Here is a 13202-nt window from a genome sequence, read left to right as displayed (position 1 = left end):
AGAAACAAATACACACATTCTAAAGGGGGGGAGATAATGCCTAAAGGGGAAGGAAAACTAATTGCGCAAAATAAAAAGGCGCGCCATGATTATTTTATTGAGGAAACTTACGAAGCTGGAATGGTTTTACAGGGGACAGAAATTAAATCCATTCGGGCTGGGAGGGTCAATTTAAAAGACTCCTTTGCACGGATTCATAATGGTGAATTATTCTTACATAATGTCCATATTAGTCCATATGAACAAGGGAATCGCTATAATCATGACCCTTTGCGTACAAGAAAATTATTATTGCATCGTAAAGAAATCAGTAAATTAATTGGAGAGTCAAAAGAACAAGGCTACTCGATCATCCCGCTAAAAATTTATATAAAAAATGGCTATGCAAAAGTATTAATTGGACTCGCCAAAGGGAAAAAGAAATATGATAAACGCGAAGATTTAAAACGAAAAGAAGCGAAACGAGATATCGAAAGGGCTTTTCGCGAACGGCAAAAAATGTAATGATAAGCCCATAAATGTGCAAGATGTGTAAATAGGGAGGATAAGGATTTCTCCCTTCCCTCTCAACCTTGATGGGAAAATTAAAGTTTTTTTAGTGATGAAAAAGTTGGACAGCGCATAAACTAATGCTGGACAACTTTTTTTGTTGAATCTATCTCTTAAGTTACAATTATGCAAACTTCAGCCAATAGCGGCTTAATGCATTTATGGAGAATAAAACAAAAATATGGAGTAGTTTGAAAATAATGGTAAAATAAGATTAGCATTAACTGACAAGGGAGGCTATTTATCTATGAAATTATCCATTGGGGGATATTCATTTAGAAATACGATGTATGAAGGGAAAATGGATATTTTCGGATATTTGGAAGCGGTTAAATATCGATATGGTTTGGATACAGTTGATTTTTGGAATGGGCAGTTTGCCAATCGTAGTTTTGAGGTTCCCGAGGAAGAGTATATAAAAAAGGTTCGTGAAGCATTAGATGAGAGAGAAATGACTTTAGCAAATTATGCAATTGATGGGGCACATATATGGGATCCAGATCAAGCAAAACGCGAAATTCTTTATCAAAATGCCCTGAAACATTTAAAAGTCGGTGAAATACTTGGAGCTAAAACAATTCGGATTGATACAGGGGGACATTTCGGCTCACATCCAGATTTTGCAATGGGGATGGAAGAAGAGCAATTTGAATATATTGTAAAACGCTACAAGGAATTCTGTGATCGGGCAGCTAATCTAGGTTATAAGATTGGCCCAGAAAATCATACAGGTCCTTCATTAAGTCCGAAAAACTTAAAGAAAATCGCTGAAGCTGTTCATCATCCAAATTTTGGCATTTTATTACATATTGGGCGCTGGCAAGAGGATGAGAGTATTGGAGATGAAATGATTGCTCCATGGGTTTGTCATACACATTTTGATGCGAGAACAGCTACAGCCGAAAATGGAGAAAGTATAATTAGGATGTTAAAAGATTGTGGATATGATGGATATTGGAGTGTTGAACATAATGCAGAGAAACATCAATATATCGAAATCGAATGGTTATTAGGTGCAGTGAAACGATTGATTAAAAAAACGGAAGAGTAGCATGAAGCATAATGGAAAATGGAGGGGGACTATGCGGGAGATTCGAATTGGCATCATCGGAGTAGGGCAAATTGGTAAAAGACATTTGGCGTTATATGAGGCGATAGAAGATGTAGAGGTCGTTGCAATATGTGACCAAAATGAGCAAGAAGCAAGAAGAGTTGCCGCTAAATATAAAATTAAACATGTGTATACAGACTTCCGCGATCTATTAGCAAGAGATGATATTGAAGCTGTGGATGTTTGCCTGCATAATAATTTTCATGCACCGATTTCGATCGCTGCATTAAAGGCTGGTAAGCATGTTTACTGTGAAAAGCCGATCGCTGGCACTTATTTTGATGGAAATGCAATGGTAGAAACAGCAAAAGAAACCGGAAAAATGTTGCATATTCAATTGGGAACGCTTTATCAAAAAGAAACAAAGGCAGCGAAAGCTTTAATTGATGATGGAAAACTAGGAAAACTTTATCATGCACGTTCTAATGGTTTTCGAAGAAGAGGACGACCATTTGTGGATGGGTATGGGACTAAGTTTTTTACGAATAAAGCAACGGCAACTGGTGGGGCGCTAATTGATATGGGCGTGTACCATATTGCACAAATGTTATATTTGTTAGATAGCCCGATACCGACTAGAATTTCCGGGAAGGTTTATCAAGAAATGGAAATGGATCCAGTGAGAAGAGCGGAAAGTCAATTTGATGTGGAGGAATTAGCGCTAGGGTTCGTGAAATTTGCAGATGGGTTAACCCTTGATATAAGGGAAGCATGGTCAGCTCATATGGGGGATTTTGAAGCATCTAGTGTTTTAGGTTCTTTAGGTGGTATTCGTTTGCCTTCCATGAGAGCTGGAGGAGAAGCAACACCATTTAGTTTTTTCTCGACAGTAAGCGATCTTGATTTGAATAGTACTGTTGACCTTAACGCGATGGATATTCGCCGCCATCGTCTAAGAGAAAATGAAGATGCCTATGATTCATCGCAGCAGCATTGGATCGCAGCACTGCAGGGAAGAGTAAAGCTTTTACCAACGGCAAATATTGCCTTGCAAACAATGTTAATAAGTGAAGCCATTTATCTATCAGATCGACGAGGGGAAGAAGTTTCCGCAGCAGAAGTAATGGAAAAATCAATGTCGACCGCTATTTCATTATAAGATAAGCTGGTAGCTTCTCTTTAAGGGGCTACTGGCTGCAAAATAATTCCAATTTGGAAAGGAACATTTGCTTGGCTCATGTAAATGTAGTAAACAAAAGTACTCTAAATCATGTTAAACTGTTTAATTTTTTTCTTTACGGTTCTATTTCAATTTTACTTTCTTTTTTTCCACTTTATTTTCAAAGTGCAGGGTTTAATAAAATGGCCATTGGCATGCTTATGGCCGGTGGACCGTTCGTTTCAATCTTTGCCAATCCTTTCTGGGGATATTGGAGTGATCGCCTACAGAATATTCGCCGTATTTTAGTGATTATGCTGATAGGTAACTTAATTATAGTGCAATTTGTTTTTCAATTTGATTCAATGGTATGGGCGTTTATTGCAATGCTTTGTTTTTTTCTTTTCCAAACTCCATTATTTTCACAAAGCAATAGTTTGATCTTGAACACAATTGAAGGGACAAGCTATAAATTTGGCTCGTTTCGACTATGGGGCTCCCTAGGCTGGGCACTATTGGCTGTTGCAGTTAGTCCATTAATTGATTGGATTGGGATTGATAATCTTTGGATCGTTTATAGTGCCATGTTGTTTCTAACGATTTTGTTTACGATTAAGCTGCCAACTGGAAAAGTAGAAGGGACAAAGAAAATAGCAAAAGGCGGATATGGACAAGCTTTATTTGGAAATAAATACTTTCTAGTGTTTGTTTTATTAGGGGTTTTGATTTCAGTGCCAAATTCGATGAATCAAACTTTCAATTCTTTATATATTGACCAATTAGGAGGATCTGTTGTTCTAATTGGTTGGGCCGCCTTTTTGACCGCTATTTTTGAAGTGCCTGTATTTCTATTGTTTGATCGCTATTTAAAACGAAATATCCCAGTTATGATTGGCTGTTTGATTGTTGTCAGTTTATTATTTGTGTTTCGCTGGTACCTTATGTCGATTGCGGTATCACCAGTGCAAATTATCTTTATTCAAATGCTTCATAGTATTAGTTTTGGTGGTTATTATTACATAGGAACGACATTAACGGCTGAATTGATCCCTGTTGAATTACGGGCAAGTGGACAAGCCGTCTATGCCCTTACATGGGGAGGCATTTCAGGGATTATTGCCGGATTTTTTGGTGGCTGGTTGTTTGGAACATTTGGGCCGCAAATGATGTATCAAGTAAGCACAGGGATCGCAATGTTCGGTGCTGTTGGTTTCAGTCTTTTGTGGATGTGGATCCGAAAAGACGCGAAATACAAAGTGAAAGCTGATTCTGAGGGAGTAGATCTATAAAGGATTATATGTTTGTCAATTTGTGGTTCATTAGCTAATATCGCTATAAGGTGAAATAGCATGATTGTCAATCGATTCAATCGTGACATTACGATTGACTATTTTGAAGAAAATGAAGTAACTGAAACAAATACTTATAAACATCCTGAGATTGTCCAATCCTTTCTTTTCGATCATGTAACATTTGAGCTTGAGCAGATCTTTAAGTGAGCTGATTCGTAGGCAGCAAATATTGGCAATCGTGAATCCTTGATGTTTTGTGTTGATGTGTTATAATAAGAAACGTAAGCAATTGGCTTTATCTATTTCGAGTTCCCGCTTGGATTGGAGCCGGAGATTATCTCCTCATTCCATATTATAATGGGGACGTTACGGATTCGACAGGGATAGTTTGAGCTTAGGTTGCGAGTCGAGGGGATCGGCCTCGTCAAAACGTCAACGCCAATAATAACTGGCAAAGAAAACAATAACTTCGCACTAGCTGCCTAATTAAGGCCTAATGCGGTTCCTCCCTCCATCGCCCATGTGGTAGGGTAAGGGACTCACTCTTAGTGGGATACGCCGGAAGCTCTCCGCCTGGGGGCCAAGGAAGAGATGAATCAGGCTAGCACTTTGGAAGCCTGTCGATAGGCTGAAGAAGTTGCGAAACAATAATATATCGACTACACTCGTAGACGCTTAAGTGGCGATATTTCTGGACGAGGGTTCGACTCCCTCCGTCTCCACCAAATACATATTTTGGTGGTTTTTTTTATATTTTTATAAGAATCTAAGCATAAAATTTCCGTTTGGAAACTTTATGCTTTATTTTTTGCTCTAAATCAAGTGTCAGAGATCTTAGACACTTTGAAAAAACGTAGACATCGATTTTCATCCTTGAATTAACATGAAGAAACCAAAGATGGAGATTGCTTGCAAATGACCTCAATAAACAAATCCTGATAAATAGCAGTAAACAAAGCTAAGTAGACTATTAATAAACTAACTTTTCAAAAGTTCAGTGATTAAAAGACAGTTAAAGGTCATAAAAAGACATTTAAAAGACTTGTCTTCTAGAAGTTCCTCCAGTAAATTAATAACACAGAGAAATTGTGGTAAGAATAGAGAAGCTATTTTTGAAGATATCAGAACCTTGTGTTAATTTAGTTAAATGGAGCGAGATATGAACTAGATATTTTAAATTGACTTTGTTGTTACAGCATGAATGTTATTGGGATTTCTTTGTTCTCAAACCGAATTTGTTATTTGATGAACAGAAGGAAAAACGTTAAGGGGTTTATATTACTCAGATTGTTTAATTCCGAAGAATATTCTAAGTTTCAAATAGGGATTAGAAATGTTTACAGAAATCGATTACTTTTAAGGTGAGGAAGAAATGAAAAAACAGACAACCATTTATGATATAGCTAGAAAAGCAAAAACTTCGACAGCTACGGTTTCACGTGTTTTAAGCAATAGTAACTATCCAGTTAGTAACGAGTTAAAAGAGAGAATAAAGGAAGTAGCAAAGGAATTAAATTATATACCTAATATGATTGGCAGACAATTGAAAACAAATAATAGCATGACTATAGGTGTAATCATCCCCTCGATTACTAATCCTTTTTATTCTTCCATTGTTTTAGGAATTGAAGATATTGCTAGGAGTAGAGGTTATCATGTGCTTTTATGTAACTCTCATCGCAGCTCAGAACTGGAAGAGGAATATTTAAAAACACTATTTGAAAAACAGGTAAGGGGGTTAATTGTTTCATCCATTTCTTCTAATAAAGAATTGGTTGAAGCTTTAGTTCAAAAAGGGCTAAATGTTGTAGCATTTGACCAAACAATTGAGGGATTGGAAAGTAGTCAAATTCAATTTGATTTTAGAAAAGGGGGTTTTTTGGCAACAGAGCATTTAATAGAAAAAGGCCATAGAAAAATTGCGTTTATAAGTTCCCCATTAACCAGGCCAAGTCGACTTAGTATATATGAAGGTTACCAGCAGGCGTTGGAAAAATACGAAATTGAAGTCGAAAGGGAATGGATTCAAATTGCTTCAAGGGAAGAGGAAATATCTGAAAGAAACTATGAGTTTAAAAATGGTATTGACCTAACTAAAAAATTATTACAATGTTCTGATTTACCGACAGCTATATTTGTTTGTAATGATATGACTGCATTTGGCGTGATGAATGAATTAGCTAACCAAGGGATAAAGGTTCCTCAGCAAATGTCTGTTATCGGCTTTGATAACATTGAATTTTCCCAGATGATGACACCTCCTTTAACAACAATCCAACAACCAGATTATGAGATGGGAAGGATGGCATGTAATCTTCTACTGGATCAATTAGATGGAGAAGAAACTAAACAAGTGGATATTATCTTACAACCGAAAGTGATCGAGCGTCAATCTACAAAAGTTTTAGATAAAGTATTTCTTTTCAAATAACTAAATCAACATAATACCCGCCTTTTTAGTAATCGATTACTATTAAAATATATAGTAATCGATTACTAAGCTCATAGTAGGTTAGTTCAATTGAAAGCGTTTTCTGTCGAAAGTTAAATTTTTATAATTATAAAAGGAGGTAGAGGTTTATGAAGGGCTTAGGCACTGTAGAAACAAATAAGCTGGCTGTGAAGGCAAAAGTCAAAGTGAAAAAGCGAAAATCTTTTATGAAAAAGCTAAATGATAGTAAATATTTATTAATTCTCTTTGCGCCTTGCTTACTTTACTACTTAATTTTCCATTATGCACCGATGTTCGGGATTATTATTTCATTTAAAGATTATAACCTATTTACTGGTGTGTGGAATAGTGAATGGGTTGGACTAAAATATTTCAAGATGTTTTTTGAGAGTCCGGATTTTTTCGTTTTATTACGCAACACTTTTTTATTAGGGCTTTATAAATTTATTTTTGGATTCCCCATTCCAATTATCTTTGCTCTTTTATTGAATGAAGTGAAAAATATGTTTTTTAAACGCTTTGTCCAAACCGTTAGCTACTTACCTCATTTTATCTCCAATGTTGTTGTTGCAAGTATGATTGTTGTTTTTCTTTCTGCGGATGGAGTAGTCAATCGAATGATCTCTCATTTAGGGATCGATTCAATCAATTGGATGATTACCCCTGAATTATTTCGTACCATTTTTGTCTCATCGGAAATTTGGCAGCATATGGGCTGGGAAACGATTATTTTTTTAGCTGCATTAACAGGGATTAACCCTCAATTATATGAGGCAGCTGAAATAGATGGTGCAGGTAGATTTGCAAAATTAAGGTATATTACGATTCCTGGGATATTACCTGCGATTTTCATAGTGGGAATTTTAAATATTGGTCAAGTATTAGAAATAGGGTTTGAAAAGGTCTTTTTACTTTACAACCCGGTTACCTATGAGACGGCAGATATTATTTCTACCTACGTTTATCGTGTTGGATTAGTTCATGGGAATTACAGCTATGCTACAGCAATCGGTTTATTTCTAGGTGTTATAAGTTTTATTTTCTTATTTGCTGCCAATTATTTTTCAAAGAAATCTGGCCAAGAAAGTCTCTGGTAAGGAGGGGTTATAAATGAAAAGTAGAAGAAAAATCACGACGTTTACCATAGTGAATGTCATTATTTTATTAGGAGTTGCCTTGGTTACAATTTATCCATTCCTTCATATGATTGCTGTCTCATTAAGTGGAGATGTTCATGTTATGAGAGGAGATGTTAATTTAATCCCAAAGGATTTAACATTAAAAAACTATGTACATGTCTTAAGTGACTCCAGAATTGGTACAGGATACTTAAATACGCTTATTTATGTAACGTTAGGAACAGTCATATCGTTAATTATTACGGCAATGGGAGCCTATGCATTATCAAAGAAAAGAATGATTTTTCGTAAGGGTTTTATGCTTATGATTGTCTTTACCATTTTATTTAGCGGTGGAATGATTCCAACTTTTCTTATCGTTAAAAATTTAGGTTTAATGGATACGGTTTGGGCGATGGTACTGCCAGGAGCCGTATCTACCTGGAATCTAATTATTATGAGAACCTTCTTTTCGGCCACAATACCGAGTGAACTAGAGGAATCCGCTAAAATCGATGGGTTAAATGATATCGGGATCTTTATTCGGATTGTTTTACCATTATCTAAGCCAGTGTTAGCAACAATTGGTTTGTTTTATGCAGTGGGCATTTGGAATAACTTTATGCTGCCACTTTTATACCTAAGGGATAATGCCCTTTATCCATTGCAAATCATCCTGAGAAATATGGTGCTTGTGGAAGAAATGGCTTCAGTGTCAGGAACAGATGCAGTGGTGATTCAAGAATCTATTCAATATGCAACGATCCTTGTTTCAACGCTTCCAATCCTTTTATTATATCCATTTCTCCAAAAATACTTTGTTAAAGGAGTGATGATTGGTTCATTAAAAGATTAATAGAGTCATGTTTGGTTTAGATGAAATGATTGGAAGGAAGCATTTGGCATGGTATATGAAAGATGCTTAAGAACAACAGATATTATTAGTTTTTAAAGCAAAGGAAATTGAAAGGGGATTCACGGATGAATAAATTGATTTCTTATTTCGTAATATTGTTGTTTGTGTTCACGATGTTAGTAGCCTGCTCAAGCAATTCATCTGGTGATGCGAATTCGTCCGCAGATAAAACTGCCGATTCTGGAGCTGCTGAAGATAGACCGACGATAAAATTATATACGAATGAACACCCAAGTTGGCCGACAAATGAAGATTGGATCGTATGGGACATCATAGAGGATGAAGTCAATATGGATCTTGAACTGACGATTGCTGCGGAACCTTATGGAGAGTCTTTAAATCTTGTAATAGCTTCTGGGGATTTACCTGATATTATGCGAATGACGAATTATGGAACGCCTAATGAATATGGGGCTGATGGGGCTTTAGTAAATTTATTAGACCATATTGATAAAATGCCTAACTTACAAGCATGGATGGAACAATTTCCAGATGAGGCAAGAAGGGCACTTTCACATGATGGAAAGATGTATGTATCACCTAATACTGGAATTGGGGAAACCAATCGGATGTTGTGGATGTATCGTCAGGATGTTTTCGAGGAACATGGTTTAAAAACACCTAATAACTGGGATGAACTTTACAAAGTTTTACAGGAGTTAAAATCAATCTATCCAGAAAGCTATCCATTCGGTTTCCGTAATGGCACAGACAAATTGGTTAACTTCGCATCTAATTTTGGGACGAATTGGGATTATTATTATGATGAAGCGAAGGATGAATGGCGATATGGGCCAATGGAAGAGAGCTATCGCGGAATGATCGAGTATTTCAATAAGTTTTATCAAGAGAAATTAATACCACCAGATTTCTTATCAACAGATACAGCGGGATGGCAGGAATTGATATCTACTGATACATCATTTATTACACAAGATTATATTGGCAGAATTGATGAATTTAACATTACTAATCGTGAATCCAATCCTGATTATACGATCAAACATATGGCACCACCGGCTGGTTCTCCTGGTGAGGAACAATTAAACTATTCTGCCCATACAAATGATGGCGGATTCTCGGTGGCGGTAAACTCTAAACATATCGATAAAGCGATCGAATTCATTGATTGGACATTTTCCGAAGATGGAAGAGGTAAGTTGAGTTGGGGCATTGAAGGGGAAACTTACACCGAAGAAAATGGTGAAAAGAAGTGGATGAAGGATTATACAAGCCCAGCGGAGCTACGAATTGATACCGGGTTGTCCACATATTCAACTTATTCTTGGTTTGATTATGATGCCCATATGATTTTATTTAGTGATGATGTAAAGCAGGCTTATGAGGAATCTCCTCAATATGATGCACCAATCGTGCCTGTACCATCCTTTACCCCGGAAGAGCAGGAAATCATGGCGATTAAAGGGGAAGCGATTAAAAAGCATCGAGATCAAGAAATTGCTAAATTTATCATTGGTAAACGGGATTTGGGAGAATGGGATGCGTATGTGAAGGAAATAGAAGATTTAGGTGTGCAAGAATTAATAGAAATATATGAAGGGGCTTATAAGAGAATGCAAGAAGTGGAGTTAAACTAGTTACAGCTTAGCCCTCTCTACCTCTTAGAGAGCTAACGAAAGGAGAAAGAAATTACTTGGAATTAAGTTCTTAAGTGGATGGAATATCGAATAAAGATACACAAAAATGAAGCGGATGATGGCGAATCCTGGGGGATTAGCGTGACAGTTGAGGTTCCTACAGGAACATATAGCGACGAGGAAGCTCACCGTCAAAGAACACAGGCTCAATACGCGCTCATCTGGCGACAGGCTCAAAGCGTAACACTCTGTTGCTTCGCCTGCTGCACTTATACTTCCTGTACGTTGCATTGCCTGTGTGGCTTGCACCCTGCTGGCCTCTCGGGAAGCGTCGACCTGAAGCGTAAAATCAACGCTGTTCGGATTTGATGCTAAAATCGGTTCACTGCAAGTGAATTTACATTTTAAAGGAGCTTAACCAATGAAAAAGGTGATTTCTTTTATAATTATGATGGTGTTTGTTCCTGGCCTAATGATAGGTTGCTCAGATGATTCATCTACTACTGAATTGGCTTCAAATAAAGATAGGCCAACGATTACATTTTATACGAATGAACACCCAAGCTGGCCGACTGATGAAGATTGGCTGGTATGGGACTTAATGGAAGATGGCGGTAATATGAATATGGATATTACCATCGCTGCAGAACCTTATAATGAGTCTTTAAATCTTGTAATTGCTTCAGGGGAATTGCCAGACTTAATCGGTATGCCAGATTACGCGACAGGGAATAAATACGGTTCACAAGGAGCTTTAGTCAATTTATTGGATCATATTAAGAACATGCCTAATTTACAAGCTTGGATGGATCAATTTCCAGATGCAGCTAGAGCAGCTCTTTCCCACGATGGAAAAATGTATGTTTCACCTAATATTGGGATTGGGGAAACGAATCGAATGCTTTGGTTGTACCGGAAAGATATTTTTGCTGAGCATGATTTAGAGATACCTAATAATTGGGATGAGCTTCACACCGTTTTACAAGAATTGAAGAAAATCTATCCAGAAAGTTATCCACTCGGTTTCCGTAATGGCACAGACAAGATCCGAAACTTCGCAGCAAACTTTGGAACAGATTGGAATTACTACTATGATAGCAAAAAAGATGAGTGGCGTTACGGACCTCTCGAGGAAAATTATCGTGTCATGCTAGAGTATCTTAATAAGTTTTATCAAGAAGGTTTAATACCTCAAGACTTCTTATCGCTAGATGTAGCGGGATGGCAAGAATTAATGTCTACCAACACATCCTTTATTACACAAGACTATATTTCAAGAATTGATATGTTTAATGTCGCAAACCGTAAAGAAAATGAAGACTATACGTTAGTTAATATGCCACCTCCAGCCGGTTTCTCTGAAGGCCCACAATTAGATTATTCAGCACATACGCAACAAAGAGGATATTCCATTGCAGTAAATTCTGAACATACAGATACAGTTATTCAATTTATTGACTGGACCTTTTCTGAGGAAGGGAAAGATGCTTTAAGCTGGGGAATTGAAGGGGAAACATATGTAGAAGAAGATGGGGAGAAAAAGTGGATTGAAGACTATCCAAGCCCATCAGAACTACGTACAGAGACAGGGATATCCTTATATTCAACCTATTCATGGTTTGATTATGATTCTCATATGGTCCTGTTTAGTGATGAAGTAAAACAAGCGTATAAAGAAAATCCACAATACGATGCACCGATTGTCCCAGTTCCTGCGTTTTCAGAGGAAGAACAAAAGGTCATAGCCATTCAAGGAGAAGCCATTACGAAGCATCGTGATGAAGAAATTGCTAAATTTATCATTGGAAAACGAGATTTAAGTGAATGGGATGCCTATGTGCAAGAAATAGAAGATTTAGGTGTACAAGAATTAATAGACATATATGAAGAGGCTTACAATAGAATGCAAGAAGCAGAGTTAAATTAATTGCAGTAAGGTTAAGATCCCTCTGCTTTCTAGAGGGATCAAGTGATTTTAATCATTAAATAAAGGGTGATGAAAATGAAGAATAAAACAAACTTTGCGATTGTAGGTGCAGGGGTGATCTCGACCTCTCATGCCAGGGCGATTGCGGCACATACTGACGCGAAACTAGTAGCTATTTGTGATATCGATCAAGAACAGGCAGTTAAGTTGGCGAGTGAGTATAATGTCGACCAGACGTATACAGACTATGAAAAGATGTTTGCAGATGTAGACATTGATATCGTATCTGTCTGTGTGCCAAGTGGAATGCATGCAGATGTGACTATTGCAGCTGCAAAGGCTGGGATTCATGTATTATGCGAGAAACCGCTGGATATAACTCGAGAAAAAATGACGAAAATGATTGAAGCTTGTAAAAATTTTAACGTAAAATTAGGGGCTGTTTATCAAAGAAGAACGTTAGAGGCAGCTATTAAAACTAAGAAAGCCATTCAAGAAGGAAAGCTTGGCAAGCTCGTACTCGCTGATGCCTATCTAAAATATTATCGTAGCCCAGAATATTACGAGAGTGCTGGCTGGAGAGGGACTTGGGAATTAGATGGTGGTGGAGCATTAATGAATCAAGGTGTACATGGCGTCGATCTTATTCAATGGATGGTGGGCGATGTAGAATCTGTTTTTGCTTATTCCGCTCCATTAATTCGTAATATTGAAGTAGAAGATACTGCGGTAGTGGCGGTGAAATATAAAAACGGCGCTTTTGGCGTCATCCAAGGAACGACGTCTGTTTATCCGGGGCAAGAAACTCGGTTCGAAGTGCATGGTGAAAAAGGTTCTATTACCTTTGCGGATAGTGGTTTTAAACAGTGGGATTTTATGGATAATAATGAATCAATACCACAAGTGAGTAATACCGAAGGTGGAAGCAATGATCCAAAAGCGATTTCCAGTCAAGGGCATTACATCTATGTCGATGATATGATCCAAGCAGTAAACGAAAATCGTGATCCGCTTGTTTCTGGTGAGGAAGCACGTAAAGCTGTCGATCTAATTTTAGCTATATATGAGTCGGCAAGGACCGGAAAAGAAGTGAAGGTAAGTCATAAAGGAAGTAATTCCATCGAAATCATTTAAGGAGGA

General features: G+C 37.3%; 11 protein-coding genes and 1 other RNA gene. All 12 read left to right on the top strand.

Annotated elements, in window-relative coordinates:
• Positions 1-36: 36 nt before the first annotated feature.
• The 12 genes from smpB (at position 37) to J2Z23_RS00670 (ending at position 13196) form a co-directional block, all read left to right on the top strand.
• The gene (gene smpB / locus J2Z23_RS00725; RefSeq protein WP_057984079.1) at positions 37-504 is read left to right on the top strand and encodes an SsrA-binding protein SmpB; all 468 of its coding nucleotides are present in this window, start codon (positions 37-39) and stop codon (positions 502-504) included.
• Between the two features lie 292 nt (positions 505-796).
• Positions 797-1600 carry a sugar phosphate isomerase/epimerase family protein gene (locus tag J2Z23_RS00720; protein ID WP_057984081.1) on the top strand — a complete coding sequence of 268 codons (804 nt, stop codon included), beginning with the start codon at positions 797-799 and terminating at the stop codon, positions 1598-1600.
• A gap of 31 nt (positions 1601-1631) precedes the next feature.
• A complete protein-coding gene (locus J2Z23_RS00715) occupies positions 1632-2759 on the top strand; it encodes a Gfo/Idh/MocA family protein (protein WP_057984082.1) in 1128 nt (375 codons plus the stop codon).
• A 53-nt stretch (positions 2760-2812) separates the two neighbouring features.
• Entirely contained in the window at positions 2813-4048 is a 1236-nt protein-coding gene (locus J2Z23_RS00710) for an MFS transporter (protein ID WP_338011599.1), read from the top strand.
• A 60-nt stretch (positions 4049-4108) separates the two neighbouring features.
• Positions 4109-4258: a hypothetical protein gene (locus tag J2Z23_RS00705; RefSeq protein ID WP_165589589.1), complete on the top strand. Its 150-nt coding sequence runs from the start codon at positions 4109-4111 to the stop codon at positions 4256-4258.
• Positions 4259-4410: 152 nt separating this feature from the next.
• Positions 4411-4776, top strand: a transfer-messenger RNA (tmRNA) gene (ssrA, locus tag J2Z23_RS00700).
• Positions 4777-5423: 647 nt separating this feature from the next.
• Positions 5424-6482 carry a LacI family DNA-binding transcriptional regulator gene (locus J2Z23_RS00695; RefSeq protein ID WP_057984087.1) on the top strand — a complete coding sequence of 353 codons (1059 nt, stop codon included), beginning with the start codon at positions 5424-5426 and terminating at the stop codon, positions 6480-6482.
• A 149-nt stretch (positions 6483-6631) separates the two neighbouring features.
• A complete protein-coding gene (locus J2Z23_RS00690) occupies positions 6632-7600 on the top strand; it encodes an ABC transporter permease (RefSeq protein WP_082881423.1) in 969 nt (322 codons plus the stop codon).
• 13 nt (positions 7601-7613) lie between these two features.
• Positions 7614-8477 (top strand): carbohydrate ABC transporter permease, encoded by an 864-nt coding sequence (locus J2Z23_RS00685; RefSeq protein WP_057984089.1) that lies wholly within the window; start codon positions 7614-7616, stop codon positions 8475-8477.
• Positions 8478-8602: 125 nt separating this feature from the next.
• Positions 8603-10135, top strand: a complete 1533-nt coding sequence (locus J2Z23_RS00680) for an extracellular solute-binding protein (RefSeq protein ID WP_209972938.1) — start codon at positions 8603-8605, stop codon at positions 10133-10135.
• Positions 10136-10556: 421 nt separating this feature from the next.
• Entirely contained in the window at positions 10557-12062 is a 1506-nt protein-coding gene (locus J2Z23_RS00675) for an extracellular solute-binding protein (protein WP_209972936.1), read from the top strand.
• Between the two features lie 75 nt (positions 12063-12137).
• Positions 12138-13196 (top strand): Gfo/Idh/MocA family protein, encoded by a 1059-nt coding sequence (locus J2Z23_RS00670; protein ID WP_209972934.1) that lies wholly within the window; start codon positions 12138-12140, stop codon positions 13194-13196.
• Positions 13197-13202: the final 6 nt, after the last annotated feature.

The organism is Lederbergia galactosidilytica, from assembly GCF_017873565.1.
Classification (GTDB): domain Bacteria; phylum Bacillota; class Bacilli; order Bacillales; family Bacillaceae_C; genus Lederbergia; species Lederbergia galactosidilytica.
Note: the sequence above shows the minus strand (reverse complement) of the source record. Positions and strands in the feature narration are given on the sequence as shown.

Coding starts and splice junctions, on each gene's coding strand:
- smpB (WP_057984079.1), top strand. CDS start 37: ATGCCTAAAGGGGAAGGAAAACTAATTGCGCAAAATAAAAAGGCGCGC.
- J2Z23_RS00720 (WP_057984081.1), top strand. CDS start 797: ATGAAATTATCCATTGGGGGATATTCATTTAGAAATACGATGTATGAA.
- J2Z23_RS00715 (WP_057984082.1), top strand. CDS start 1,632: ATGCGGGAGATTCGAATTGGCATCATCGGAGTAGGGCAAATTGGTAAA.
- J2Z23_RS00705 (WP_165589589.1), top strand. CDS start 4,109: ATGATTGTCAATCGATTCAATCGTGACATTACGATTGACTATTTTGAA.
- J2Z23_RS00695 (WP_057984087.1), top strand. CDS start 5,424: ATGAAAAAACAGACAACCATTTATGATATAGCTAGAAAAGCAAAAACT.
- J2Z23_RS00690 (WP_082881423.1), top strand. CDS start 6,632: ATGAAGGGCTTAGGCACTGTAGAAACAAATAAGCTGGCTGTGAAGGCA.
- J2Z23_RS00685 (WP_057984089.1), top strand. CDS start 7,614: ATGAAAAGTAGAAGAAAAATCACGACGTTTACCATAGTGAATGTCATT.
- J2Z23_RS00680 (WP_209972938.1), top strand. CDS start 8,603: ATGAATAAATTGATTTCTTATTTCGTAATATTGTTGTTTGTGTTCACG.
- J2Z23_RS00675 (WP_209972936.1), top strand. CDS start 10,557: ATGAAAAAGGTGATTTCTTTTATAATTATGATGGTGTTTGTTCCTGGC.
- J2Z23_RS00670 (WP_209972934.1), top strand. CDS start 12,138: ATGAAGAATAAAACAAACTTTGCGATTGTAGGTGCAGGGGTGATCTCG.